Origin of the sequence: Erythrobacter sp. (assembly GCF_040217515.1) — a bacterium.
In the GTDB taxonomy this organism is placed as follows: domain Bacteria; phylum Pseudomonadota; class Alphaproteobacteria; order Sphingomonadales; family Sphingomonadaceae; genus Erythrobacter.
Genome location: NZ_JAVJPT010000005.1, coordinates 363,151 through 389,480 on the forward strand (window position 1 = coordinate 363,151; position 26,330 = coordinate 389,480).

The window sequence follows — 26,330 nt, forward strand, 5'->3', positions numbered from 1 at the left end:
ATAGGACACCATGCAATACCAATCCCAGCCGCTCCCCAGCGGCGCCGACTTTCCCCCGGGCTTCGATAATCTGCCCCGGCAAGAGCGCTTCAAGATACACCGCCGCAACATCCAAGCGATTTTGCCAAAGCAAGGCTCCGAAGGCGTGGCGCGCTACAAGAGGCAGCATCCCGAGGCCGCAGAGGTTCGCACCCAGCCCGGCAACCCGAGGGCCTACCTTAGCAAGCCCGCAGGATACACCGACGCTATCGCTTCTATGGTTGACCTCTGGTTCAACAGCGCCGCTGCTTGCGGGGAGACCAACACCGCCGATGTAGCGCGCCTGAATGAGAAGCTCGGCAGCTCGCTCGTTCCCGCCAATCACTTCAACAGCACGCTCTCCAAGGGACGCAAGGAGCGCCTCGCCAAGGTGTTCGCAGCGCATGGGGCGCACTATGATCCAGCGCGACTGACGACGCTCTCCAAGGTGCGTGAGGCGGTGAAAGCCGCTCGCCTTGAAGCTGAGCCCGACACCACCGCTTTTGGCAGCATAGGCCGCCGCAGCGGGCACAGGCTCTTTGTTGCCGGACAGGAATACGCGATAGTCAAGCACGGCTCCCGTGAGTGCATCCGTCCTCGCATCGGCGGGAAGAAGCAGCGGGTCTATCTCGACCAGCTTCTTTGGATAGCCGACCTGCTGAAAGCAGGGGATACCCCGGGGGACCTCTCCCCTTCGTTACGTAGTAACTACGTAGAGCGGGCCCATTTGGAGGATGAGGGCGCTTCTGGCAGCTCGTCTCCTAGGAGATTGGGCCCAGAACAGGGCGAGGCTCCGGGGTCTCCGGGAGAATGGGCCCAAGATGACCATGAGCCCGAAAGCGACAAGACCGAACCGGAAGCTCCAGAAAGCATGAGCCTCTCCGACCGGATCAGGAACCTCTCCGCTGCCCGTCACCGAAACGCTGAGAGCGGCTCGGATGACGTTGACCCTCTCGAACTCAACCCGGCATCCCCCGGCACCTAACCCACAAGGACAACCAATGCTGAACTTTCCTCTCTCCCCCGGCATCGGGGGCGAGCGCCTCCGCGCATACCTCACCGCCGATCCTAACCGCCGCGCGGTCTATGACAACATCCTCGACCGCCTCACCCCGGATGGCCGCGTTGGCATCCTCACCCGCTGCTACGTCATGCGGTCCAGCTACCGCCGCATGGTGTTCCGGGGCGTCCTCGCCGCAGTCGGGCAACCGATCCCCGGCTGGGCCAAGGAGACGCCCGAGGCCGCCGCTTCCAACCGCCTCCACCTCGCCCGCTACCGGGACGCCTACAACGCTGTCCGGTTCGAGCGCCGGGCGCGCGCTGCATGACAACCGACGCGGCCCCAGCCGTCCCCGCCGTCGATGAGGCGGCCTACTCCAAGCCGCTCAGTCCCGAGTTGCGAAAACAGCTCGCCGACATGGCGGAGAAGCAGCGCGCACCCAAGAAAGCGAAGAAGAAACCAGCGAAGCGGAAACCCAAGGCGGGCAAGCGATATGACTGGGGACCGCCTCAGCACAACGCCCATGTGCTCAAGGCGAGGCCGTTCCTCATCGCCTACCGCGCCGCCCAGATGCGGGGGCACCGGGTGCCGCTCTCGTTCCACTACAGCGCGCCCGTTGGCTCGCTCATCTGGGACTACTGCGATTGCGACTACTGCCGCGACAAGCGGGCGAAGCTCTCGCACTCCACAACCTGAAACCACAATCTCGACGCGAGGCGACACCCGCCCGCGCAACCCAAGGACAAGCACCAATGAACCACGAAATCACCCGCCTCAGGGCCGAGCTGGAAGCCGCCCAGGATGACTTAGAACTTGCCGAGCGCATGAGGACAGCCAAGACCCGCTTATCGCAGCTCACGGACGCTCTGGCGGCCGCTGAGGAGGCCGAGAAGGAGGCCCAAGCCGCCGCTGCCAAAGCCGCCCGAGAGGAACGCCTCAGGGGCATCAGCAATATGCGCGTCACCGATGTGACCAGCCAAGCCAGCCAGTCGGCCCAAGGCGGTCTCCTGCACCGCGTCTGGCAGATCGACTGGGATGCGCCCAAGTGGGACCAGCGCGTGAACGCCTCGCCCATCGGGCAGCACACCATGCGCGGCTTCGGAGCCCTTCCGGGGAACGTCATGGAATACCTGCTCGATGAAGCGCCTGAGCAAATCCCCGCCAAGATCATGGCGCTCGCCCCCGGCGATCCCCGCGCCGCTATGAGCGAGTATCTCGACGCCCGGCAGCGGGGCTACACCCGGCAGCCCGCCGGAGCCGCCGCATGAGCCGCCTGAGCAAGCGCGAACGCGCCACCGCCGCCGCCGCTCTGCTGGAGCTACGCACTCACGGCATCGACCCCAGCGAGGTGACGGACACCGCTGCACAGCTCATCGGCATGGGCACCCCGGACGGGAAAGCCTACCAGCGGGCGTTCGGAAAGCTGCTGGAGGCGCGACCCTCGCTGCGCGCACCGCTCCAGCGCATCGAGACGCTGATTGAGCTGAGCGACATCCCCACCGTGGCCCGCTACAATCAGGCGCTGACGAACTACGTGGCGACGGGCGACGAAGGCCACCTCCGCAGCATCGCGGCAACCGTGGTGGCGGATATGGCCCAGCTCGCCCAGGAGACGGGGGACGCGGGCTTTGCCGAGGGGCTACCCGATGCAGCCCCGGAGCCCGAGGCCGCGCCCCCTGTGGGCGAGCCCGCCCGAGCCGGGTGGAACCCGAGGGGCTTCCGCCCCGGTGAGGCGGGAGAGGCGCAGGCCCCGGCCCAGCCGGGCGGCTAGGAGCAGGGGGCTAGGCGGAGGTGGCTGAGGTCAAGGCCGGGTTACTAGACCTTGAGAAGCGCCTCCGCCTTTTGCCGGATGCTTACAAATTCTCAGCAAGGATCGGCCCGAGCCCTCTTCTGCCAGTCTCTCTGCGCGATATTCGGCCAAGCCTGCGCTTGGAAACTCCTTAAAGCCATCAGGTCGTTGACAATTTTGGTCCCATTCTTGGCGGAGATAGGTTCCCCGCAGACCGTCCCCGGCCCTGATTCAAAATAGCCGCTAAAGCCCCGTTGGCGTCGTTGTCGAACCTTGCGAAGGCGAGGGTACCGGTGGAAGTCAGTCAGAGCCGAATTTGGCAAGAAGCTGGTCGCGAGGCTGTTTCCCTTCGACCTCCTTCTCAACCATTAGGAACAGCCCCTTGCCGTCCATAGCCTTCTCCCAGACATTACCGATAGCGACCTTCGCCTTGCTGTCGTCATTGGTCGCGTAGGGCTCGCCCTTGTATTCTATGACCGCCAGTTTCCCGTCAGCCAACTCCGCCACGAAGTCGGGATAGAACCTGCCCCCTTCGAGTGGGAGCCAGAAGGCGTCCCTGTGCTGTGACACGTTGCGGACCCAGTGCAACAGGATCGTGCTCGGCAGGCTGTCCAGCGCCCTCCCGCACTGTTCCTCATCGCCTCCCGCTCGCCCGTCGAACGCTGGTAGATGGTCACGCCCAAGGAAGTGCTTCGAGAACTCGTAGTCCCCCTCATAGGTCCTAACGCCCGCAAACATCCCCTCCTTGAACTCGAAGCCATGATCGAAGCTGATCTCCGGCTTGGCTTCTGGGGCGAATAGCGAGGATTGGTAGACCTTCGACCGCTCCTTGTTGCGGATGGTCGCGATGCGCTCCCGCAGCTTGCGGGCGAGGATGTATTTGGACTGCATCAGCCCCGCAAGCGGCAGGCCCCGAGCAGCCGTGAGGTGCGAGACAGCCTTCGCCAGCCATTCGATGAGTTGGGTCGGACTTAGGTCCGCCTCGCGCACCTGCTTTGCGAGGAACAGAACAAGTCCCTGCTCGCTCCACCCCTCGACCTCCACGTCGAAGGATAGCTGGGTCGAAGGGTCCCGCGTCCTGATGGTCAGCGAACGTCCATCGAGGTCGATCTCGAAGGCATCAGCGGTTTGGGTCAGGTCGAACTCGCCCGACCCTAGCTGATGGGAATGGTCGAGCAGAGACCAGTCGCTGTGCTCCATCAACAGGTCCGTCTCCGCCAGCTCAAGCTCGCCTTGCACGTTCGCCATGAGGGCAGGGATCACGAAGCTCTCCCCCCTCTCTGCCGGGGAGATACGGGTCGCGTGTTCGGTCTCGAACTGGTCGACCGCCTCACGAACCTGCTTCACTCCCGCTTGCGTGAGCCGTTCGGCCAGCCGCTCGCGTTCCTCGGGTGTCAGGGTCCGCGTAACCCTGATTGATCGACCTTCTTCCGTGTTGACGATTTCCAGCTTGTCGCCAGCGACCTCGCGCAGCTTCTCGGCGTCCTCGTCCTGCAAGTCCACAGGGACGGTCACGGATGCTCTCGGTCGCGCCTTGCGACCGAACAGTCCGTCATCGAGACCGGGCTGCTGCGACTGGATATTCTTCTCGGCTTCGACCTCGCTGAAGCCCATCGCCACCAGCTTGTCCTTGAGAGCCTCCGCCGCTGCCGAGAAGGTCTTGGACGCAAGGTGGGCGTAGGCCCTGTTCAGGCGCTTGTCCTTCCGCTCCTTAGCGTAGGGCATCCGCAGGACCCGCCCCAGAAGCTGTTCTGCATCCGTCGAGCTGGCGATGTTGGCGAGCGAGCAGAAGACGTAGGCGAAGGAGCAGTCCCAGCCCTCCTTCAGAGCCTCGACCGTGAGGACGAAGTCGATCTCGCATTGTGGGTCGAACAGGTCCTTGTCGTCCAGCTCACGCTGGTCCCCCGTCGCAATGGCGATGCGGCTGGGGTCGATGCCGCTCTCCACGAGATGGTCCTTCAGGACCTCGACATTCGCTTCCTGATTGCGGTCCTGCGCCTGAAACAGGACGATGGGCCGGATGTAGTCGGCATCCGTAGCCGCGATGTCCTCAAGCTCCTTGCGCTTCGCCACAGCTCCGTCGACCGCCTGCTGCCAAGTCGGGTGCTCGGCCAGCATGACAGGGAGCTTGATCATTTCCTCGTCCTTCAGCTCCTGCGCGGAAACCGAATGGAGCAGGTTCGATTCCGGCTGGGGCGTTGCCGTGAACTCGATGATCGCACTGGGGTTCACCCGGCGCTGCATTTCCTGTGACAGGCCCGTCACGGCTTTGTGCGCCTCGTCCACGATCATCAGGGGCCGGTGGAGGTGCATCAGGTTGGCGAAGGAGAACTTGACCGTCCCGTCTCCGCGCCCGCCCTCGATTGTCTCCAAGCCCGCGATCTTCCGGGGCAGGGCGCTGAAGTGCGGCTCCAGGTCCTCGCTGTGTGCATAGACCTTGCGCCCATCAGTGCTCGTCGTCCGCAGCGTCTGGATCGTGCCGACAATCACGCAGCAGTTGGCCTTGATGTCGTGAGGCGTGAGCTGGCCGAAGTCCGCGATGTCGAGGACACGGACTCGCCCCTCGAAAGCCTCGTCGAGGACGGTCCTGTAGGGGTGCTTCGGGTTCTTGAGAGCCTCGACGGTCTGCTTGCGGATGGTGGTGGTGGGGACAAGCCACAGGACGAGCGGGTAGTCCTTCTCCATCCAGCTCTCGGCGGCGACCGCAACGCTATAGGCCGCGAGGATCGTCTTGCCGCCCCCGGTTGGAAGGCGCAGGCAGACATAGGGCGTGTCTGCAAGCCCGTTGAGCGGCCTGTAGGGCGAGAGAAGGCCCTCCATGCGCTCCGCCTGCTCCGGGTCGCTCGTGACCGTCCTGAAGGCTTCTATCGGGCCTTCGACCCGAGACTCGGTCAGGAACTTGCGGAGAGTGGCAAGGGTCCCTTTCTGGTAGCGTTTGAGTTCCATCACGCGCGGGCCTTCACGTCATAGGGGGTCTGCTTGAAGACGATCTTCTCGCGCTCCAGCGTCGTCTCGGAGAGGATGCACCGTTCGCCATAGACTAGCAGATTCCCGTCGAAACCTTCCGGCAGGTCCTCGCGGATGACACGGAGCGTGGCGCGGGTGAGGACATTGCCGCCATTGACCGAACGATCCCGCAGGACCCCGTTGTAGAGCATGGCGAGGGCGGTCTCGTCCTTTACGCCAAGCACCGTGCCATTGTGTCCCTCGCGGTCCCAAGGAGCCTCAAGCTCCGAAAACCAGATGTGCGCGGCGAGCGTGTCGAACTCGATGTCGTCGCGGATTTGGCCTTGCTCGTCGAAGACGCTGGTGCCGAGCCTGAAGAAGCGGAAGCCGCCGCCGCCCTTCCAGCCTACCGCTTCCGAGATGCCGCCCTGTTCGCCTTCGATGACCTGCTTGAGGCGTGGCTGACAGTGGGTCGCAGCATGGTCCCCCATCTCGATGCCGATGTAGCGGCGGCCCATCTTGTGCGCGACCGCCGCAGTCGTCCCCGAGCCGAGGAAACTGTCGAGAACTAGATCGCCGGGGGCCGAACCAGCTTCAAGGATTAGCTCCAAGAGACCTTCCGGCTTCGGGAATTGAAACTTGGCTTCTTGTCCGAAAAGCGCAACGCTCTCGGCAGTCCCGCGTTGCGTGTATGGTCCGTCAAGAATGGTCACAGGCTTGCGTTTGCGGACTTCTCCATCGGTAGATTTCAGATACTGCTTGTATGATACCGTGGTCTTCCCGCGAGATTTCTTGAAGACCAATTCTCCCGCTTCGAGCGCGTTCAAAGCCCTTTCCTTCGACCATTGCCACTGCTTCTCGGGCCAGACCTCCTCTCCGGCTGGTCCGGGTAGAGCATAACGAAGGTTCGCCCGCTCATCATTCGATGTGGTGGCAAGCGGCTGAAGCCTATAAGGACCGCGCTCCTCCAACTTATCGTCGGTGTATTTGTAGTATTTTTTCACAGCCTCGGGGTCTGGGGGCCAGTGCATATCGGGGAAACGGCCAAGCTCCTTCCCGTATGCCAAGACGAACTCGTGCAGGCCATTGAACCACTTTGCTTTCGCGCCACCGCCGTAGCTTTTCTTCCAGATAAAGGTGGTCAAGAAGTTCCTGCGCCCGAACACCTCGTCCATCAGCACCTTCAGGTAGTGCCCCTCGTTATCGTCAACCGAAACCCAGATGCATCCGTCCTCTGCCAATAGCTCGCGAAGCAGGACCAGCCGGGGGTAGATCATCGCCAGCCACCGGGCGTGCTCAAGGTTGTCGTCGTAGTGCTCAAAGGCCGACTTCGTGTTGTAGGGCGGGTCAATGTAGATGCACTTCACCTGCCCCGCATAGAAGGGCAGCAGTGCCTTGAGCGCGTCGAGGTTGTCGCCCTGAATGAGCATATTGCCCGCATCAGGATCGCCCGCCCCCAGCTCCGGCACTTCTTCGAGCAGCCGATAAGGAACGGCATCCGCAGCCGTCACGTCTTCGTCGCGGGTAAGCCATTGGAGGGTGGGCATTAGGCGGGACTGTCTTCTTGAGGGGTAGGCGCGGACACGAGCGTATGCTCGTCAGAGAAGGGAGGCAGGTCGACCTCGTCACCGGGAAGACCTTCCCAGCGTTTGAGCGCGAGGCGCGAAAGGTGCTCGCCCCGCTCCACGATTTCCGCTTCGTCCCACTTCTCCCGCTTGGAGAACCACTTGTTCATGAACAGGGTGGTGTGCTCGTCATACTTCTCGCGCTTGTCCGCGAAGCTGGCATTGCCCGACGATATGTTGAGGGCGTCCGTCATCAATGTGAGGTTGCCGAGGGCGTGAAGAAGCGTGTTGCGCTGCTCCACTCTCGGGTCGCCCGAATGTCGGTCAGCGTAGGGACCATTCGGGAAAGGCCAAGCCTCGTTCCATGACTGTGGTAGAACGTGCTCGGTCCACAGGCGATTGGGCCGCTGCGTGTCCTCGCTGAACTTCGAGCGGCTGGCGAGTTCCAGCTCCCAGAGAATGTCCTTCGTTCGTTCGCCGGGGGCGAGGTGATAGGTCGGCTTGAGAATGACCGCCCGCCTGAACTCCTTGTTCGACGGGAAGCGCGAACTCTCACCCGAACGAGTGCGGAAGAAGGCGACGAGGTTGTCGTAGGACGCGCCCTGTTCGTGGAAATGCTGGGCAATCGCGTTGAACAGCTTGTTCAGGTTCTTGCCCGTCAGGCCGCTGACCGCTCGCCGCACGAGGTAGGAGTAGAGAAGGTTGGCGACCCTGTCCTGTTCCTCCTGCGGAAGGCCGGAAGCGGCGATTTGAAACGCGATGGGGTAGATTGTCGTGACCTGCCATGCTGCCAGCTTTCGCCCGAACCACGCCATCGTGGGGTTGTCATTCGCCTTGGCTTCGAGCGTCCTGTATGTCGGTGCATGAAGCTGAAGCAGGTTCAGTTCGTCTTCGACATTGGGAAACCTCGTCTTGCCTTTCGGGACTGCGAAGGCCCGGTATTCGGCATACAGCTCTCTCATGGCGATGCTCTCGCCCGTCTCGGCAGCAAGGACGTGGGCAAGGAAATGGTCGATGCGAGGGCGCTTGGGCCGGGCGAAGGGAGCGTTTTCCTTCCACCAAGGCGCGTCGAATGGTCCCCACAGCTTCTCGTAGAGCGCCTCGGTTTCGAGGGACTGCTTCTCGGCCCTCTGGAAGATGTTGTTGCGGACAAGGTCCATCGCCAAGAGCGGCTCGCCTTGGGAGTTCAGCGTCTCGAAGATGACTTGGGCGTCATCGCCTTCGCCCAGCGTGATTACGACAAGCTTCATCTGCTCCAGAATTGCGCGGAGCAGGGCTTCCAGTCGTTGCTCAGCCAAGCCTAAGATCGCCTCCTCGCTCGCATCGTCAGCATCCGGCTCATCCTCGGTTTCTGGTTCCCAATCGCTGGGGCCATTGGCGACGAACTCGGTTATCCACTTGTAGAACAGGTCATAGGCACGGAGCGCCGGATAGCTGGTGTTCTTTGGAACCCCGCTGCCCCAATAGTATCGCCCCAGAGAGCGCCTCACCTCGGGATACTCGTCCTCCATGAGCTGCACGAAAATGTCCCGGTCAGAGGGCGTTGGGGTGAGCTTGAAGCGGGTGAGGGGGTCCGTGTCCTTGGCCTTGGGCTGATTGAACAGATAGCCTTCCACCTGCTCGATGAGATAGTCGACCGAATGAACCCGGGCTACTTCGCGCAATGCGGCAAGGAATAGCTGGAAGGTGGTCAGGCGCTGCTGCCCGTCGACCACCTGCACCCGAGGGGTGACCGCAATCTGTGTCCCCTCGGTAAGCGGGGCGAGGATCAATGCGCCCATGTAATGCTGAAACTTGTTGTTGCCTTCGAGGACCTCGGCGGCTTTCGCTTCGACATCCTCCCAGAAAGGGAGGAGGCGAGCGTCGCCCCACTGGTATTTCCGCTGATACAGCGGGACCATGAACCTGCGGGCTTCTGCCAACACAGTTTCGACCAGCAGATCATCCGCTTGCATAGGTTCCCTCCCTGTCCTTCCTCGCAGCGTTCGCGCAAGGACAGCGGGAGGTCAAGGTGGGAGAAAGCGCTGGCAGCCAAAGGCTTTTCGGTCCGCACCCTCTCTCCGCGGAGCCATCAAACTGTTGCTAGCGAGAAGAAGCGAACGGGCCGCCCCGGCTAAGTCCCCTTAACCTCGTATCGGGGGAGCTTGCAGACTGCATCCCGCAGGACCCCCAAGGGGGTTTCGCCGTAGCGACCGCCCTCATTGCTCGGGGCATGGCCTTGCAGCACGTCGGCGATGTAGCTTTCGATCCCCGCGCCACGCGCCACCGTCTTGAACCTGTGCCGCCAGCAATGATTCGGCTGGGGCACCGTCACCCCGAGCGACCGGACCCATTCGCCAAGCCGCGCTGCCCTCAGCCTAGGCGCGGTGTTCACCTCGCTGCCGGAGCCCGCCTCGTAGAAAAGCGGGGTCGCATCGCCGGGCTTGGCGAGCTGCATCAATCCTTGCTCAAGAAGGTGGGGGTGGATCGGCACCGTTCGGGCTTCGTGAGTTTTCACCGACCCTGCATCGGGGGTTATGACGATTACAGGCACCCCGTTTTCCTCCCTCAAGTCCATTCGGCGAAGCTGGCAAACCTCCCCGACCCGCGCTCCCGTATAGGCCATGATCCATGGCACCCATCGGCGGGCGAGGGCATGGCTAGAAGCAAGGTCTTTCGGCTGGGGCTGGAGCGCGGCTTCCAGAATAGTCCGGGCTTCATCGTCCGACAGGTCGCGGCTGCGTAGCTTGGTGGGCTTCGGGGCGCGCACCGTGAGCCCCTTCGCCGGGTTATCCGGGAGGAGCCCATCATCGTGAGCGATGGAGAGCGCCAGCCGCACCGCCGCAAGGTGCTGTCCCGTGATGGTCTTTTTCGTGAGCCCTCCAGCGACCAGCGAAGCAACCCAAGAGTTCAGGTCCGCGCGCGTGATTCGGGCCGCGTCATCGTGCCCAAGATGCTCGATCAGGCTTGCCACCCGGGGCCGCCATTTCTTGATCGTGACAGCACTAGCCGAGCCGGTCGCCGCATATCGCTCGAAAAGGGGCATCAGGGGGATGCTGCCCGCCGTCCGCTGATTCTCTGCCGCGAGACGATCATTGAAGGCGCGTTGCCCCTCTACAGCCTCCCGCAGCGCGTCAAGCTCCTGCTCCCGTTCTCTCACGAGGTCTCTCCACGAGGCTTCCTCGTCCGTGAGTTCGACGGTGCTTAGGAGCATCCGCTCCCGCGCCAGCCTCCGATATTCGCTACGGGCCTCATAGCGGGCCTGTGAGCGTTTCTGCACGGCTTCGGCTGCTTGTGCCTCCTCGGCCTCCCTTTTGCTCTCAGCGGGCTTCTGAGGCGGCTCTGTGGGGTGTTCTGGCACGGAGGCTGCAACCCGGGCGCGAGCCTCGTCAATCAGCCTGTCCGTGTCGGCGGCATGGGGACGAAGCAGCCGCTTGGCTTCCTCCCGGTCATTCGTGCCGAGAGTGTAGCGCCACTCCGTCCGGGGCTTGCCGGTCGCGGTTCGGAAGTGGCCCACTAGGTCCTTCGGCACTTGCCGCCGGAAATAGTATTTCGGGCCGATCCTGAGAAGGTAGGTGCACATCGCTTTTCCCCGTCGAGCTGTTACGTCGCTGTAATAGCCAGCCGTCAAAAAGCGCTGTTTTCTCAAGTTTTCCCCCGTTTCCCGGGGCGGCGATGGTGGGCGTAGGAAGAGTTGAACTTCCGACCCCTGCGATGTCAACACAGTGCTCTACCACTGAGCTATACGCCCGAACCCATCTGCCGGAGCCGCCTTTGTACCGATGCGGTACCAAGGCGGAGCGGCCCATTAGCGCGGGCAGCGCCGCCATGCAAGCGATTCGAAATACCTAGAAGCTCGCTTCGGCTTGTTCCTCGAATACCCGTTCCACTTCCAGCACGAGGTCGCGCAGGTGGAACGGCTTGGACAGGACCTTGGCATCGGGCTGTTCGCGGCTGGCGCGCAGGCTAACCGCGGCGAAGCCGGTGATGAACATGACCCGCGTGCGCGGCGAAATTTCGGCGCAGCGCTGGGCGAGTTCGATCCCGTCCATTTCCGGCATGACGATATCGGACAAAAGCAGGTCGAAACGCTCGCTCTCGAGCAGCGGGACCGCCGCGGTGCCGCGGTCGACCGCGCGCACCTCGTAACCGGCATTGGTCAGCGCGCGGGCGAGATAGGTGCGCATCGCCTCTTCGTCCTCGGCAAGCAGGATGCGCGGGGTTTCGCTGCTGGGAAAGTGATTGACTGTCATGGTTTCACGCATAGCACGGGGCACTTAAGAAATCCTGTCCCGTAGTGCCCCTGACCCGCTGTGAAACGCCTGTAGCGTCATCGCCGACCGAATAGGGGATGCGCAAAGCAACGCTTTGACAGACGAGCACAATGCGTTCAGCAAGGCATTGCCGATGACCATGCGCAGGATATCCGAAAACATGACCGCGCCGGCGGGCCGCGCCGAGGGCTCGGGCCCGCATGCGGAGCGCAGGGTGCAGGGCGGGGCGGTCGGCGATCCGGCCTGCGGACCGGCTTTCAGCTTTCATGCGCCGCACGCTATGCCGCTTCCCGTCGTGATCGGAGTGCCGCATGCCGGCCGGGTCTATCCCGGCGAGACGCTGGCGGCGATGCGCGATGTGCGGCTGTCGCAATTGCGGCTCGAGGATCGACTGGTCGACCTGGTTGCGGAGGAAGTCGCGCGCCTTACCGGGGCTGCGCTGCTCGTCGCCCATGCGCCGCGCGCGCTGCTCGATCTCAACCGGGCTGAGGACGATGTCGACTGGGGCATGGTCGAAGGCGGCGCCAAGGCCAGGCGGGGCGAGAACACCGAGGGGCGGGGCCGTTCGAATCGCCGCGCGCGCAGCGGGCTCGGCCTCGTGCCGCGACGCCTGCCGGGCTTCGGCGAAATCTGGAACCGCCCCATTCAGCAGGGCGAGGTCGAGGGCCGGATCGAGCGTATTCACCGGCCCTATCATGCCCTGCTCGAGCGCGAGCTGCGCCTCCTGCGGGAACAATGGGGTGCGGCGCTGCTGGTCGACCTTCATTCTATGCCGCCCCTGCGCCTGCAGGCGGGCGAGAGTCGCGCGCCGCATTATGTCCTCGGTGACCGCTTCGGGGCGTCATGCGATGCGCGGCTCGTCGGGCGGGCCTTCCGTTATCTCGATGCCGAGGGCTGCGCCAGCGCGCACAACCGGCCCTATGCCGGGGGCTATGTGCTCGATCGCCATGCCGCTCCTGCGCGCGGGCTGCACGCCATCCAGGTCGAGATCTGCCGCTCCGCCTATCTCGATGTCGACCTTGCGGAGCCGTCGCCCGGACTGCTGCCAGTCGCGCGGATGATTGCCGGGCTGGTGCGCGAACTGGGGGCGGAGACGGCAAGACTGGCTCCAGGCGGCGATCTGGCCCAGGCCGCGGAATGAACGGCCGTAAGGCTTGGCCTGGATCGTAAAGGGAAAAAGCACCACCCCGTGCAAGAGGGGGGGATGCACGAGGTGGGCCAGGTTCAGGGGGGAGCGCGCTCTGGGGCGCGGCTCCAGGCGGTCGATGAGGGGGGAACACCGCCTGCCTGTAAACATGGTAAAAGACGGGCGGGACTTCAAGCCCCGCCCGCCCCGAAATGGGTCCGGATCGGCGGTACGCCGCCCTTCGCGGATCGGCCTCTATGCCGTCAGCCCGCGGCGGCCGCCTGCGCCCGCGGCACCTTGCCCTGCGCCATCTGGCGCTCGAAGATCGAGCGCATCAGGTTCATCGAGAACAGGTGTGCGTGGATCAGCATCAGCAGGCCGTTCTTGTTCAGCGCCTCGAGCGTTTCGGCCGACAGTTCGCGCAGCTTCTTCTCGTCCACCATGCGAAAGCCGCGATAGACGAACGGCTTGTCCGGATTGTCGCCGCGGGTGATCGCGACTTCGCCGTCCATGAGGATGTCGAGCTTCTTGAGTTCCTCGAGGAAGGCCCGCGTGCGCTGGCCCGATTCCTCGAACTTGGAGCAGAAATCGAGCACCTGGTTGGTGTATTCGGTCGGCTTGCCTTCGCCGTCGAACAGGGCCTGGCCCTCTTCCTGCTTGGCGATTACGCCCGCGCTTGGATCGAAGCACAGCGACATCTCGTCGCTGTCGGGCTTCATCTTGGCGAGGATGAAGGGATAGCGGCGGATATAGGCCGGGACATAGACGCCCGCGATGATCTTCTCGTCCTCGCCGACAAAGGTGTTGACCCCTTCATTGAGGCCCATCAGCGCGATCGGCAGCGGGTTGTCGCCCGCGCTGAAGACGATGGGGTAATTGCGCTGCGCATCGACGAATTCGTCGACGGTGAGCGGGATCGCATGGGTCTGCGCGACATGGGCGGCGGTGCCGAACTGGCTCACCTTCCAGTCGCCGTGGTCCCGGCTGTTGAGCGGCAGGAGGTCTTTATAGAACAGCGGAAGTTGCGGCTGCTGCGGCGCGCTGGCCATGAGTGTGTCTCCGAAGACTGGTTTCTCGATTATCCGGTCGCAGCGAATGACGGCGCGGCTCCGCGGCCGCGCCCCTCCGCCGGTCGCGGCGCGCTTTAGGCGCTTGTGTCGGTAGGCGCAAGTCGCCTGCCGCAGCCCGTTCAGGCGGCGGGAACGAGCTTTCCGGGATTGAGCAGGCTGTGCGGATCGAGCGCCTGTTTCACCGCGCGCATCATCGCCAGCGCCACCGGATCGCCGAGCCGGGCGAGCTCGCCGACCTTGACCTGGCCGATGCCGTGTTCGGCGCTGATCGATCCGCCCCATTCGGTGACGAGGTCGTAGACCCGCGCGCTCGCCCGCTTGCCGTCGCTTTCTTCCCATTCGCCCGGAACGGCGCCGTCCGGGGCAAGGACGTGGAAATGCACGTTGCCATCGCCGAGATGGCCGAAAGCGACGCCCCGTGTGCCGGGAAACTCGCTTTCGATGGCGGGGATTGCGGCGAGGATGAATTCGGGCATCTTGCGCACGGGCACGGAAATGTCGTGCTGCATCGCCGGGCCGAGCGCGCGTTCGGCAGCCGAGATCGAATCGCGCAAGGTCCAGAAGCTTTCCGCCTGCGTTTCGTTCGCGGCGATCGCGGCATCGTCGAACAGCCCGTCCTCCATCGCCTTGGCAAGCGCGGCCTCGGCCTTTTCGCGCAATCTTTCTTCGTCCGTGCCCGTCGCGACGAATTCGATCAGCGCGTTCCATGCATGGCGTTCGGCCAGCGGAGCGCGCGCATCGGGCAGGTGGGCGAGCACGCTTGCGAGACAATGGTCGGGCACGACCTCGAAACCTTCGAGCGCGTCCCCCATCGCCCGCTCCATCGCGCGCAGCAAGGCGCGCGCCTCGACGATGCCCGCCAGGCCCGCCCAGACCGTCACCCGCGCCGTTGGGGCGGGCAGCAGGCGCAAGGTGGCGGCTGTGACGATGCCGAGCGTGCCTTCGGAACCGATCAGCAATTGCTTGAGGTCGAAGCCGCGATTGTCCTTCTTGAGCGCGGCGAGGCCGTCATAGACCGATCCGTCGGCAAGCACCGCCTCGATCCCCAGCACCTGGGCGCGCATCGTGCCGTGGCGCAGGACCTGCGTGCCGCCGGCATTGGTCGCAATCAGCCCGCCCACCGTCGCCGATCCCTTGCCGCCCAGAGTGAGGGGGAAACGCAGGCTTTTCTCCGCAGCAATATCGTGGAGCGATTGCAGGATCATCCCCGCCTCGCATACGACCTGACCCGCGCCCGCATCGAGCTCGCGTACACGGTCCATCCGGCGCAGCGAGAGAAGCACGCCCGTTCCCGTATCATCGGGGGTCGCCCCGCCGACCATCCCGCTGTTCCCGCCCTGCGGCACGATCGGGACACCATGGCGCGCGCACAGCCCGACAAGGGCCGCGACTTCTCGCGTGCAAGCCGGCGCAGCGAGCGCCAGCGCGCGGCCGGTATAGCGTCCCCGCCAGTCGGTCAGCCACGGCTCCATCAGGTCGGGGTCGTTGGTCAGGCCCCTCGGCCCGAGCAGCTCGGCAGCCTCGTCCAGAAAGGTCTTCGCGGCGGTTCTTTCTGCGGTCGGCGTCATTGTTGCTGTCATGCCACAGGCAAGGGCCGGATGACCAGCGCTTTTGCCGCACCCGCGAGAAGGTTAAGCCGCTGTTCAATCGCGCGGCCTAGTGGTCAAAAGTCGTCCGCGTGCCGTGGAGCATGCGGCCCTGCAATGGAGGAAACCCCGCTCGTGCCGAGCCTGTTGGCCTATGCCGCGCCGCTTGCCCTGTTTGTCCCGATCCTCGGGCAGGGGCTGGACGCGCCGCTCGCGCTGCCGGGTGAAGCCGACGGGCAGGGGCCTGTCTTCGCCGCAGGGCAGGGTCCGGACCGCGAGGAACCCGAACACGCTTCGCCCCGCGCGATTCCTCCCGAACCGCTACCCGACGCCGCGCCGCTATCGGCCTTTCGCGAACGCCAGGTCGCCCGCCAGGTCCGGATCGAACAGCGTGTCGTCATCCGCATCTCGCCCCAGCGCGGGGCTGCCCGCCAGCAATTGCTCGCCACCTTGCCGCGCAAGGAACTCGAAACCCGCTATGAAGAGCGCAAGATGGGCGAATGCCTCCCGATCGAGCGGATTGCGGGTGTCCAGACGGGGTCGGGCAATCGCCTTCTCCTGTTCCTCAAGGACAAGCGCATCGTCACGGTCAATCTCGAGAAGACCTGCCATGCGCGCGATTTCTATTCCGGCTTCTATGTCGAAAAGAACGAGGACGGAAAGCTGTGCGTGGATCGCGACCGCATCAAGAGCCGAACCGGGGTGAAGTGCGAGGTCGAACGCATGCGCCGGCTTGTCGCGGTGAAGGAGGAATAGCCGCGAAGTGCCCGCGCGCCTGCCGGGTTTCCTTGACTTTGGCGCGCGTTTCGGCGAAGGCGCGCGCGATCGGCAAGCGCTCTGTGCCTGCCGGGTGAAACAACCGGCGGGACACATGGCCGCCGTTATCCGGACATTACGACACGCATGACTTTCGCCGATCTCGGCCTTTCCCCCGAATTGCTCAAGGCCGTCGAGGACGCCGGCTATTCCGAGCCGACCCCGATCCAGGCCCAGGCCATCCCCGCCGTGCTGATGATGCGCGACCTGATCGGCATCGCCCAGACCGGCACCGGCAAGACCGCGAGCTTCGTGCTCCCCATGATCGATGTCATGGCGTCCGGGCGGCGGCGCGCGTTGATGCCGCGCTCGCTCATCCTCGAGCCGACTCGCGAACTGGCCGCGCAGGTGGCGGAGAATTTCGAGAAATACGGGGCGAACCACGATCTAAAGATGGCGCTGCTGATCGGCGGCGTGCAGATGGGCGACCAGCTCAAGACGCTTGACGAAGGCGTCGACGTGCTGATCGCCACCCCGGGCCGACTGATGGACCTGTTCGAGCGCGGCAAGATCCTCCTCAATGGCTGCGAGCTGCTGGTCATCGACGAGGCCGACCGGATGCTCGATATGGGCTTCATTCCCGACATCGAGTTCATCTGTTCCAAGCTTCCCGAAACGCGCCAGACGATGCTGTTTTCGGCGACCATGCCTCCGCCGATCGAGAAACTGGCGGCGAAGTTCCTCAGCAATCCCAAACGGATCGAGGTCAGCCGGGCGGCTTCCACCAATGAGGACATCACCGCCTTCAAGATCCCGGTGAAGTCCCGGCAGAAGCGCGACACGCTCGAATGGCTGCTGGCGAACGACCAGGTCGAAACCGCGATCATCTTCTCGAACCGCAAGACGACCGTGCGCGAGCTCAACAAGCATCTCCAGCGGCGCGGCTTTGCGAGCAGCGAGATTCACGGCGACATGGACCAGTCCAGCCGGCTCAAGGAACTCGACCGGTTCAAGGCGGGCGAGGTCAACATCCTCGTCGCCTCCGACGTCGCCGCGCGCGGGCTCGACATCAAGGGCGTCTCCCACGTCTTCAATTTCGACACGCCCTGGCACCCGGACGATTACGTCCACCGCGTCGGTCGCACGGGCCGTGCCGGGGCGAAGGGGCGCGCTTTCACCTTCGTCTCGGAAGACGACGCCGAAGCGATCCAGAACGTCGAAAAGCTTACCGGCAGCGCGATCAAGGTCTTCGGCAAGGAAGACGTGCGCGTGCCGTTGGTCGACCCGGCCGAGGACAAGGGTAAGGACGGCGGCAAGGCCGACCAGGACAGCGGCGATGCCGAGGCGGACACTGGCGGCGACGAAAAGCCCCGGCGCAAGAGCCGCCGTGCAAGCGGCGAGGGCGAGGCCCCGGCAAAGCCGAAGCGCGAGCGCAAGCCGCGCAAGGAACGCTCCGAGGACAAGTCCGAGCGCAAATCCCGTTCGCGCCGCCGCGACGAGGATGACGAGCCGGTGCCGCCGGGCGAATGGAACGGGCCGCGTCCGAGCTTTCTGGACGTCGGCGTGGGCTGAGCGGCCGCTTTTTCCAACCTCGCCTTTCGTTCATTTCGTGCAATCGGGGGTGCTTGGCGAATTGCCTCGCATTGGCGTGATGCGCAATTTAATTCCGGCCTAAGGTCTTTAAGAAAGGCTCTCGGCAATGATTCTTGCTGCCGGAGCCCGAAAGTCCAACTCCTGCGCCTCCTGCGGGGCGCTGCCAGCGCCCGAGCGCCGCGGCACTCCTGCTTTTCCGGTCGCCCGGGCGAGCAGTTCCGCGCCTGTCGCGCGTCACCCCGCTGCGCATCATCCCGACCCGCGATTGACCCGGCCCGCCGAATCATGGACACTGCGGTCAGGGAGAACGTAATGGCGATGACATTCGATGCAGCGTCCGGCAATTCCGGGTCCGACGATGCGGGCGAGATGATCGGCTGCCTGACCTATGAAAGCCGGGCGACGAGCACGCCGAACGAAGAGGAACTCAACGCCCTTGTCGAAGCCGCGCGGGCGCGCAATCACGCCCTCGGCGTGACGGGGCTGCTCCTCTACGATCGTGGCCGCTTCCTGCAGACCATCGAAGGCCCGGTCGACAGCCTGGAGCGGATCTGGACTTCGATCCAGCACGATGGCCGCCATGCAGGGATAGAGGTGCTGACCCAGCATCTCGTCGGGTCGCGACTGTTTTCGCAATGGGACCTGCTGCATTACCGTAGGACCGAGGCGGTCCCCGAGACCCTGCGCGAGCGGCTGACGGGGCGGCATCCGCTGTCGCACCATGTGCCGCAGGCGGTCGCCCTCGCGCTCGATGCGGACGAGGCGGGGCTGAACCGGTTGATCGCCGATCTCGTCGCGAAGGATTGTTCGCCCGCCGAAATCGCGCGCGACCTGATCGAGCCCGCCGCGCGCGGCCTGGGCGATGCCTGGCTGGCGGACGAGGCGAGCGAATTCGACGTGACGCTGGCGATGGGGCTGCTGCAGCTCGCCAGCCACGCGGCCCATGCCTCGACCTGCCCCGATACGTTGCGCTCGAGCCGATATTCCATCCTCTTGGCGAGCGCGCCGGGCGAACCGCATGCGCTGGGTCCGACCCTTCTCGCCGACCAGTTCGTCGATACCGGCTGGGGTGTGGACTTCGCATCGCCGCAGACCGATCTCGAACTCGCGCGCGCTTTGCGCGAGCAGCAGCCCGATGCGATCGATATCGCGCTGTCCGATGCGATGATGCGGCCCGGCGGCCTTGCGCGGCTGCGCCAGACGGTCGACCGGATGCGCGCCGCCGTGCCGCACAAGCCGCTGGTGGTCTCGGTCGGAGGGCGGCTCTTCGCCGAAGCCACGGCGACGGCCGAGCATGTCAGCGCCGATCACGCCCGGCGTTCGAGCGCTGGGACCGAACTCGCCTTGTCCGAACTCGTGCGCCACCGCCGCGAAGTCGCCTCCAAGAGCTGAGCCGAAGCGGGGCGGGCGTCCCCTCGGGGCTTTGCCGCTGCCAAAAGGGGGGCATGAGGCGCTGCGTCAGCCCACCACGGTCACGAAACTGTCGATCACGCGCTTTTCGCCCGCGTTTTCGAAATTGATCGTCAGCTTGTTGCCTTCCTGGTCGATCACGCAGCCTGTGCCGAACTTTGCGTGGTGGACCATCGCGCCGATGGCAATGTCGCTGCGACCCTCGCCGGCAAAGCTTGCCGCCGAACGCCCGGTTTCCCGGATACGCTGCTGTTTCGTCTCATAGCCGGAGGCGATCGCGCGCTGCCAGCCGGGGCCGCGGGCCTGGGCGCGATCGGGCCGGTCGCGGGCAACGTGGGCGAAGGGGTCTTCGTTCTCGCTCCAGTTCGCGCGCCACAGGCTCGCCCCGCCGGTGAGGGTGGTCTCCTGCTCGATATGATCTTCGGGCAATTCCTCGATGAAGCGTGAGGGGATGGAGCTTGTCCACTGGCCGTAAATGCGCCGATTGGCGGCGTGGAGGATCATCGCCTGCCGCCGCGCGCGGGTGATCGCGACATAGGCGAGGCGGCGCTCCTCCTCCAGTGAGGCGAGCCCGCCCTCGTCGAGCGCGCGCTGCGAGGGGAACACGCCTTCCTCCCAGCCGACGCAGAAGACATGGTCGAATTCGAGCCCCTTGGCGGCGTGGATCGTCATGATCGTCACCGTTTCCTCGGCATCGCCCTTGTCATTGTCCATGACGAGGGAGACGTGTTCGAGGAAATCGCCGAGCGTCTCGTATTCCTCCATCGCGCGGGCGAGTTCGGTGAGGTTTTCCGCACGTCCGGCGCTTTCGGCCGAGCGATCGGCGGAAAGCATCGCGTTGTAACCCGATTCTTCCAGCACCATGCGCAGGAGGTCCGCCGGGGTCATCTGCTCCGCCGCTTCGCGCCAGCTGAGGAAGGAGCGCATCAGCGAGCCTATGGTGTTCGCCGCGCGCTTGGGCAATTCGTCGCTGTCGGCCAGTTGCAGCGAGGCGGCGGCCAGCGGCAGGCCGACGCGCCGCGCATGTTGGTGCATCTTTTCCAGCGTCTTTGCACCAAGCCCGCGCTTGGGCTGGTTGTAGATGCGTTCGAAGGCGAGATCGTCCTGCGGCTGCGCGATGACGCGCAAATAGGCGAGAGCATCGCGGATTTCGGCGCGCTCGTAAAAGCGGAAGCCGCCGATGATCCGGTAATTGACCCCGATCTGGATGAAGCGGTCCTCGAATTCGCGGGTCTGGTACTGCGCGCGCACGAGGATCGCGACCCGGTCCAATGGCGCGCCTTCGCCTTCGAGCCGTTCGATCTCCTCGCCCACGCGCCGCGCTTCCTCGGGCGCGTCCCACACGCCGATCACGCGGACCTTGTCGCCGCCATTGGCTTCGGTCCACAGCGTCTTGTCGTGGCGTTCGCTGTTGGCGCGGATCAGCCCCGATGCCGCGCCGAGGATATGCGGGGTCGAACGGTAATTCTGTTCCAGCTTGACCACGTGCGCGCCGGGAAAATCCTTTTCAAACCGAAGGATATTGGCGACCTCGGCCCCGCGCCAGGAATAGATCGACTGGTCATCGTCGCCCACCACGCAGATATTCTTGTGGCTTTGCGCGAGCAGCCGCAGCCAGAGATACTGGACCGCATTGGTGTCCTGGTATTCGTCGACGAGGATATAGCGGAAGCGCTGCTGGTATTCGGCAAGCACGTCATGGTGGGCGCGAAAGATGTTGAGGACGTGCAGCATCAAATCGCCGAAATCGCAGGCATTCAATGCTTTCAGCCGTTCCTGATAGGCGCGGTAGAGCACCTGTCCGCGCCCGTTGGCATAGGCCTCGCTCTCCGCCGCATCGAGATCGTCGGGGTTCAGCCCGCGGTTCTTCCAGCGGTCGATCAGGCCCGCCAGCTGGCGGGCGGGCCAGCGTTTTTCATCGAGGTCGTTGTCGGCGATCAGCTGTTTGAGCAGGCGGATCTGGTCGTCGGTGTCGATGATCGTGTAATTCGATTCCAGCCCGACCAGCTCGGCATGGCGGCGCAGCATCTTTGCGCAGATCGAATGGAACGTGCCGAGCCACGGCATGCCTTCCGCCCCCTGTCCCAGCAATTCGCCGACGCGTTCCCTCATCTCCCGGGCCGCCTTGTTGGTGAAGGTGACGCACAGGATCTGCGACGGGTAGGCGCGGCGCGTGGCGACGAGATGGGCGAGCCGGGCGGTGAGCGCGGCGGTCTTGCCCGTGCCCGCGCCGGCCAGCATCAGCACCGGCCCTTCGGTGGTCAGCACCGCTTCGCGTTGGGGCGGGTTCAGCCGCGCGGCATAGGGCGGCACGGCGCCGTTCGGATCGGCGGGAAGGGGGCTGGTGTCGGTCATGGTGTCCCTTGCGAACAGGTAGGGAACGAGCGCGCGGGCCGCAACCCGGTGCGCAGGGTTTTCGACGGTTCCCCGGGTATCCGGGGCGGGCGGTGGAACCGTGCCAATTCGGAACCGCACCCCCGGGGTCTCCATTGATTCGGTGTAAAGCAAAGCAATGGAGGACCTGAAACATCATGAGGAATATTCTCACCATCACCGCCGCAGCGACCCTGTCGCTCGGACTTGCCGCGCCCGCCATGGCCGACGATCACATGACCGATCGCGCCGACTGGAAGGCGCAGACTCCCGAAATCGTCGAGCGCAATGATCGCGGCAAGGTGACCCATGTCCGCGTCGAGGGCGAAATCTACGACGTGTGCATGCGCGAATCGCAGGACGGCTGCATCCAGCCGCGCGCTGCCGGCCTCAACTGGGGCGATTATCCCGCGATGGACTTTCCCGAGAATCGCCGCAGCTAAGACGCAGCGACATCATCACCGAAACGGGCGGCCTCCAAGCGCCGCCCTTTTTCATGCGCTGCCCTTTTTCATGCTGGAATCATCAGCGTGAGCTTGCCCTTGCCCTTGCCGATCCGGCGCTCGGTCTCGACCGCGAGGCCCTTCACGCCCACATCCTCCGCCTTGCCCGTCTCGAGCGCGACCCACGTTCCCGCTCCGATCCAGCCCAGCCGCAGCATCCGGTCAAGCGCGACCACGCCCGCGCCCGTGCCATAGGGCGGATCGAGCAGGATCAGGTCGGGCGCCTCGCGCGCCGCGCGCAGGCCCATGACCGATCCCGCCTCGACGCTCGCCCGCGCACCCGCATCGAGGCTCGCGATATTGGCGCGCAGCGTATCGAGTGCGCCGCGGTCCTGTTCGACGAACAGGCAATGCGCCGCGCCGCGGGACAAGGCCTCCAGCCCCAGCGCGCCGGAACCTGCGAACAGGTCGGCCACGCGCAGCCCATCGAACGTGCCGAGCCGGCTGGTGAGCATGTTGAACAAGGTCTCGCGCGTGCGGTCGGCGGTGGGACGAGTCGCCTCGCCCCGGGGTGCGTCGATCCGCCGCCCGCGCCATTCGCCCGCGATGATCCTCACTTGCGCGCGCCTTTCTTCAGCGTGCTCATGAACCGGCCGAGATCCTGCTTGCGGATGCGAGCGGCGGCCCCGCGCGGCAGATCGCCCAGTTCGAAGGGGCCATAGGCGGTGCGGATCAGGCGATTGACCTTGAGTCCCAGCCATTCGAGCACCCGGCGCACTTCGCGGTTCTTGCCTTCGGTGATGGTCATCTCGACCCAGATGTTCCGACCCGAACCGCGTTCCAGATTGGCATCGATCGACCCGTACTGCATCCCGTCGATTTCGACCCCTTCGATCAGGTCGTCGAGCTGGGCCTGCGTCACGTCCCCGAAAGCGCGCGCACGGTAGGTGCGCGGGATGGCAGAAGAGGGCAGTTCCATCTGCCGTTTGAGCTCGCCGTCATTGGTTAGCAGCAGCAGGCCTTCGGTGTTGATGTCGAGCCGGCCCACCGGCATCACCCGCGGCGCATCCCTGGGCAGCGCATTGACCAGCGCATCGTAGATCGTCGAGCGGCCGCCCGGATCGCGTTCGGCGGTGATGAGGCCGGTCGGCTTGTGAAAGGCGAAAAGCTGGGCGGGTTCGGGGGCGGCGACGGGCCTGCCATCGACGGCGACGCCCTTGAGACTGGTCAGGAAGGTCGCGGGGCTTTCCACCGGCTTGCCGTCTATCGTCACGCGGCCGTCGGCGATCATCCGTTCGACCTCGCGGCGGCTGGCAATCCCTGCGCGGGCGAGCGCCTTGGCGATACGGTCGCCTTCGGGGCGGTCGTCCTTGCGGGGTGGCTTGGTCGGCATGGCGGGGCGCTAGGCGCTCAGTTCGCGGCGCGCAACGCTTCGCTCACCAATTCGTCGAAACGCACGATCCCGCCTTCGAGCGTGCCGAGAGTGAGTTCGGGCACTGCGCCCGTCTCCAGCCCTTGCTGGCCGAGCTCGGCGGCGCGGAAATCTTCCGCGGCGAACACGCCCCCGTCGAGCAGCGCCCAGCTGCGTTCCCAGTGATCGCGCGCCTTGTCCGTCGCCGGAGGCTCGGGAATCAGCATGAAATCCTCGACCAAGGTCAAGTCATGCGCCTGCGGCATGAGGACCATGACGTTCACGTAATCGGGGCTCGGCACGATGATAGTCGCAGGCATGAGCTGATAGGCAAACGTCACCACGCGGCGAAGCTCGGCCATGTCGGTGAGGTCGAGTCCTTCCATCTCCTCCAGCCGCCCGACGGCCGATCGCTGGTGCGGCCCGACGCAGTCGCCGCTGGTGATCCCGTCCTTGAAGAACGGCCCGATCGTATTCGCGTGCAGGCGGGTGACATGGTAGCTTTCGAGAAAGGCATCCATGATGAGCTTCCAGTTGCCTTTCACCTCATGCGTCCTGCGCCGGAAAAGGTGGCTTTCCGGCATGCCCAGCGCGGCGAAATCCTCGCCCAGTTCCTGCGCATGGGAAAAGTCCGCGCCTTCCTGCGGCGCGAACCAGATGAGGCCGCCCGCTTCCACGCTCGGCACTTCGACGAGGCCGTATTCGCCCTTGTCGAGGCCGGGAAAGGTCTCGGGGCGGGGCAGGGCGAGCAGCTTGCCATCGAGGCGGTAGGTCCAGGCGTGATAGGGGCATACGAGACGCTTGGCGCAGACCGCTTCCTCACCCTCGACCAGCCGCGTGCCGCGGTGGCGGCAGACATTGAGAAAGACATGCGCCGCGCCGTCCGCATCGCGCGTGATCAGCAGCGGGCGCCCGGTCGGATCGTGGGGCACGGCCATGCCCGGATCGGGCAGCAGCGCCGAAGGGCACAGGACCTGCGGCATCCGGTCGAACAGCGCCGCCTTTTCGCGGGCGAAGTGATCGGGCGAGGTGTATTTGCTCGCCGGCACGCGCCCGATAGCTGCGGCCGTGCGCCCCTTGCCACCACGGATCGCCTCGGCGAGCGCAAGCTGGCCTTCGGTGGGACGTTTTGCGGGAGCCGCATCGCTCGACATGGTTGTGCGCGTGTTCATGACGGTGTTCCTATCCCTCGGCGCCTGTTTTCTCTATGCCCTCTCCATGGTGCAGGAGAATGACCGGCACGACAAGCACGGCGACACGCGAGATGAGAGCAAATGGCTGAAGCGAAAGGCGAAAAACCGGGCTGGGGCGAGGTCCTGCGATCGATGGGGCAGCGCAAGACCGGCTATATGGCGCTGTTCGGCTTTGCCAGCGGCCTGCCTTTCGCGCTGTTCCTGGGCACGCTTTACGCCTGGCTTTCCGAGGTCGAGGTCGATCTTGAGACGATGGGCGTGTTTTCGCTCATTGGGCTGGCCTATGCCTTCCAGTTCCTGTGGTCGCCCCTGATCGACAAGGTCAATATCGCAGGGCTCCACCGCCTCGGGCGGCGCAAGCAGTGGATGGTCCCGGCGCAGATCCTGCTCGGTGCGATCCTCGTGACCCTGTCGCTGCTCGAGCCCAAGACGCAGCTCGGCTGGTTCTCGCTGCTTGCCGGGATCGGCGCCTTCGCCAGCGCGACGCAGGACATCGCGATCAATGCCTGGCGCATCGACGTGGCGGACGAAAAGGCGACGCTCGACATCCTGTCGACCGTTTACCAGATGGGCTATCGTCTCGCCGCGCTGGTCGGCGGGGCGTTCGGCCTGATCATCGCGGCGCGGATCGGCTGGCCGGAAACCTATGCCCTGATGGGGGCGATCCTGCTCGGCATCGGCACGCTCGGCCTGTTCGCGCCCGATACGCGCTCGGGCAAGGGCGAGGTCGACGAAGAGGCCGACGAGCAATTGCTCGCGCTGCGCAAGGCGGGCGAGCTGCGCCCCGAAATCCGCGCCCGGGCGCTGTCCGTTGTCGCGCTGTTATGGGCAGGCGCAATCGCGGTGGTGGTCACTTTCATGGTCATGTCGCTCGCCTTCCCGCCGGAGGAGCGCCCGAACCCGACCGAGTTCACGCTCAATTTCGGGCCGTGGATCATCGTGGCGACCGTGGTCATTCCCGCTCTGATCGCGGGCTGGCTGGCGGCGCAGAAGCGTGACGGGACGAACCTGCTCAGCCGCGACGAGCCGCCTTCGCAAGGGGCGGGTTTCGTGATGGACCACCTCTACCGGGCGCTCGTCCTGCCGCTGGTCGAATTCGTCGGGCGGATGGGGTGGAGCCTCGTGCTGATCCTCGCGCTGGTGCTGACCTATCGCATCTGCGACCAGATCTGGGGGACTTTCGCCTATCCCTTCTATCTCGGCGAGCTCGAATATTCGAACGACGAGGTCGCCTTCGCCTCGAAATTCTTCGGCGTTTTCGCGATCCTTGCAGGGCTTGCCCTCGGCGGTTTCCTGCTGACGCTGATCGGGCGCATGGCGACGCTGACGATCGGCGCGCTGCTCGCCGCGCTCACCAACCTGCTCTATGCCGATCTCGCCGTGGGCGGGGCGAACATGCAGGCGGTGAGCGATGCGGTCGGCTTCACCTGGGCGATTTCGCAGGTTCCCGCGATCGGCAGCGCGAGCCTTGCCAAGCTGACCTTCACGATCTTCTTCGAGAATCTCGCCATCGGCATCGCCGGGGCGGCCTTCGTCGCCTATCTCTCCTCGATCGTGAGCAAGCGATACAGTGCGGTGCAGTACGCGCTGCTGTCCTCGCTCACCCTGCTGGTGGGCACTCTGGGACGCGGGGCGCTGGGCGAGATGATCGAGGAGCGCGGCTATTTCGACGTTTTCGTGCTGACGACCTTCATCGGGCTGGTCGCGGTGGTGCTGTGCGTGGCCGAATGGTGGCGGCAGGCGCGGGCCGGGCGTGAAAGCGGGGTGGTCACGCCCGAGGTGCAGCCGGCGGAATAGC

Annotated in this window: 22 protein-coding genes and 1 tRNA gene; 11 read left to right on the forward strand and 12 right to left on the reverse strand. The window is 64.8% G+C overall.

Annotation, left to right across the window (positions count from 1 at the left end; all coding sequences use genetic code 11):
• Positions 1-10: 10 nt before the first annotated feature.
• The 5 genes from RIB52_RS07740 to RIB52_RS07760 are packed head-to-tail and all read left to right on the forward strand — an operon-like array spanning position 11 to position 2,789.
• Positions 11-1,003, forward strand: a complete 993-nt coding sequence (locus RIB52_RS07740; RefSeq protein ID WP_350174605.1) for a hypothetical protein — start codon at positions 11-13, stop codon at positions 1,001-1,003.
• Positions 1,004-1,019: 16 nt separating this feature from the next.
• Positions 1,020-1,346 (forward strand): hypothetical protein, encoded by a 327-nt coding sequence (locus tag RIB52_RS07745; RefSeq protein ID WP_350174607.1) that lies wholly within the window; start codon positions 1,020-1,022, stop codon positions 1,344-1,346.
• Positions 1,343-1,714: a hypothetical protein gene (locus RIB52_RS07750; RefSeq protein WP_350174609.1), complete on the forward strand. Its 372-nt coding sequence runs from the start codon at positions 1,343-1,345 to the stop codon at positions 1,712-1,714. The genes RIB52_RS07745 and RIB52_RS07750 overlap by 4 nt, the downstream gene beginning before the upstream one ends.
• A gap of 56 nt (positions 1,715-1,770) precedes the next feature.
• The gene (locus RIB52_RS07755) at positions 1,771-2,286 is read left to right on the forward strand and encodes a hypothetical protein (RefSeq protein ID WP_350174611.1); all 516 of its coding nucleotides are present in this window, start codon (positions 1,771-1,773) and stop codon (positions 2,284-2,286) included.
• Positions 2,283-2,789, forward strand: a complete 507-nt coding sequence (locus RIB52_RS07760) for a hypothetical protein (RefSeq protein ID WP_350174613.1) — start codon at positions 2,283-2,285, stop codon at positions 2,787-2,789. The genes RIB52_RS07755 and RIB52_RS07760 overlap by 4 nt, the downstream gene beginning before the upstream one ends.
• Positions 2,790-3,107: 318 nt before the next feature.
• Here the strand turns inward: RIB52_RS07760 and RIB52_RS07765 are convergent, their stop codons facing one another.
• The 6 genes from RIB52_RS07765 to cpdR all read right to left on the reverse strand — a co-directional run bounded on the left by RIB52_RS07765 (position 3,108) and on the right by cpdR (position 11,550).
• Positions 3,108-5,753, reverse strand: a complete 2,646-nt coding sequence (locus RIB52_RS07765) for a DEAD/DEAH box helicase (RefSeq protein ID WP_350174783.1) — start codon at positions 5,751-5,753, stop codon at positions 3,108-3,110.
• Positions 5,753-7,300, reverse strand: coding sequence for a site-specific DNA-methyltransferase (locus tag RIB52_RS07770; RefSeq protein ID WP_350174615.1), 1,548 nt, complete (start codon positions 7,298-7,300; stop codon positions 5,753-5,755). Before RIB52_RS07770 ends, RIB52_RS07765 begins: the two co-directional genes overlap by 1 nt.
• Positions 7,300-9,273, reverse strand: coding sequence for a DUF262 domain-containing protein (locus RIB52_RS07775; protein WP_350174617.1), 1,974 nt, complete (start codon positions 9,271-9,273; stop codon positions 7,300-7,302). The genes RIB52_RS07770 and RIB52_RS07775 overlap by 1 nt, the downstream gene beginning before the upstream one ends.
• A 158-nt stretch (positions 9,274-9,431) precedes the next feature.
• Positions 9,432-10,946 carry a DUF6538 domain-containing protein gene (locus tag RIB52_RS07780; protein ID WP_350174619.1) on the reverse strand — a complete coding sequence of 505 codons (1,515 nt, stop codon included), beginning with the start codon at positions 10,944-10,946 and terminating at the stop codon, positions 9,432-9,434.
• A gap of 27 nt (positions 10,947-10,973) precedes the next feature.
• Positions 10,974-11,048, reverse strand: a tRNA-Val gene (locus RIB52_RS07785).
• 97 nt (positions 11,049-11,145) lie between these two features.
• Entirely contained in the window at positions 11,146-11,550 is a 405-nt protein-coding gene (cpdR, locus tag RIB52_RS07790) for a cell cycle two-component system response regulator CpdR (RefSeq protein WP_350174621.1), read from the reverse strand.
• A gap of 154 nt (positions 11,551-11,704) precedes the next feature.
• On the opposite strand from cpdR, the gene RIB52_RS07795 reads away from it, so the two are divergent.
• The gene (locus RIB52_RS07795; protein WP_350174623.1) at positions 11,705-12,712 is read left to right on the forward strand and encodes an N-formylglutamate amidohydrolase; all 1,008 of its coding nucleotides are present in this window, start codon (positions 11,705-11,707) and stop codon (positions 12,710-12,712) included.
• A 248-nt stretch (positions 12,713-12,960) separates the two neighbouring features.
• Here the strand turns inward: RIB52_RS07795 and RIB52_RS07800 are convergent, their stop codons facing one another.
• The gene (locus tag RIB52_RS07800) at positions 12,961-13,746 is read right to left on the reverse strand and encodes a SapC family protein (RefSeq protein WP_350174625.1); all 786 of its coding nucleotides are present in this window, start codon (positions 13,744-13,746) and stop codon (positions 12,961-12,963) included.
• A gap of 140 nt (positions 13,747-13,886) precedes the next feature.
• A complete protein-coding gene (locus RIB52_RS07805; RefSeq protein ID WP_350174627.1) occupies positions 13,887-15,335 on the reverse strand; it encodes an FAD-binding oxidoreductase in 1,449 nt (482 codons plus the stop codon).
• Positions 15,336-15,470: 135 nt separating this feature from the next.
• Here RIB52_RS07805 and RIB52_RS07810 point away from each other — a divergent pair, with 135 nt between their 5' ends.
• The 3 genes from RIB52_RS07810 to RIB52_RS07820 all read left to right on the forward strand — a co-directional run bounded on the left by RIB52_RS07810 (position 15,471) and on the right by RIB52_RS07820 (position 19,094).
• Positions 15,471-16,109: a hypothetical protein gene (locus RIB52_RS07810; RefSeq protein ID WP_350174629.1), complete on the forward strand. Its 639-nt coding sequence runs from the start codon at positions 15,471-15,473 to the stop codon at positions 16,107-16,109.
• A 147-nt stretch (positions 16,110-16,256) separates the two neighbouring features.
• Positions 16,257-17,681: a DEAD/DEAH box helicase gene (locus RIB52_RS07815; RefSeq protein ID WP_350174631.1), complete on the forward strand. Its 1,425-nt coding sequence runs from the start codon at positions 16,257-16,259 to the stop codon at positions 17,679-17,681.
• Positions 17,682-17,987: 306 nt separating this feature from the next.
• Positions 17,988-19,094, forward strand: coding sequence for a BLUF domain-containing protein (locus RIB52_RS07820; RefSeq protein WP_350174633.1), 1,107 nt, complete (start codon positions 17,988-17,990; stop codon positions 19,092-19,094).
• Positions 19,095-19,160: 66 nt separating this feature from the next.
• On the opposite strand, the gene RIB52_RS07825 is transcribed toward RIB52_RS07820, so the two are convergent.
• Positions 19,161-21,467, reverse strand: coding sequence for a UvrD-helicase domain-containing protein (locus tag RIB52_RS07825; RefSeq protein ID WP_350174635.1), 2,307 nt, complete (start codon positions 21,465-21,467; stop codon positions 19,161-19,163).
• 176 nt (positions 21,468-21,643) lie between these two features.
• On the opposite strand from RIB52_RS07825, the gene RIB52_RS07830 reads away from it, so the two are divergent.
• Positions 21,644-21,928, forward strand: coding sequence for a hypothetical protein (locus tag RIB52_RS07830; protein WP_350174637.1), 285 nt, complete (start codon positions 21,644-21,646; stop codon positions 21,926-21,928).
• A 68-nt stretch (positions 21,929-21,996) separates the two neighbouring features.
• On the opposite strand, the gene rsmD is transcribed toward RIB52_RS07830, so the two are convergent.
• Genes rsmD through RIB52_RS07845 form a run of 3 tightly spaced genes read right to left on the reverse strand, consistent with a single transcriptional unit; the run spans position 21,997 to position 24,511 of the window.
• On the reverse strand, positions 21,997-22,545 hold the full coding sequence (gene rsmD / locus RIB52_RS07835) for a 16S rRNA (guanine(966)-N(2))-methyltransferase RsmD (RefSeq protein WP_350174639.1): 549 nt from the start codon (positions 22,543-22,545) through the stop codon (positions 21,997-21,999).
• Complete coding sequence (locus RIB52_RS07840) at positions 22,542-23,321, reverse strand: pseudouridine synthase (protein ID WP_350174641.1); 780 nt, start codon at positions 23,319-23,321, stop codon at positions 22,542-22,544. The genes rsmD and RIB52_RS07840 overlap by 4 nt, the downstream gene beginning before the upstream one ends.
• A 17-nt stretch (positions 23,322-23,338) precedes the next feature.
• Positions 23,339-24,511 carry an aromatic ring-hydroxylating oxygenase subunit alpha gene (locus RIB52_RS07845; protein WP_350174643.1) on the reverse strand — a complete coding sequence of 391 codons (1,173 nt, stop codon included), beginning with the start codon at positions 24,509-24,511 and terminating at the stop codon, positions 23,339-23,341.
• A gap of 102 nt (positions 24,512-24,613) precedes the next feature.
• Between RIB52_RS07845 and RIB52_RS07850 the strand changes: the two genes are divergently transcribed.
• Positions 24,614-26,329, forward strand: a complete 1,716-nt coding sequence (locus tag RIB52_RS07850) for an AmpG family muropeptide MFS transporter (RefSeq protein ID WP_350174645.1) — start codon at positions 24,614-24,616, stop codon at positions 26,327-26,329.
• The last annotated feature ends 1 nt before the right edge of the window (position 26,330 follow it).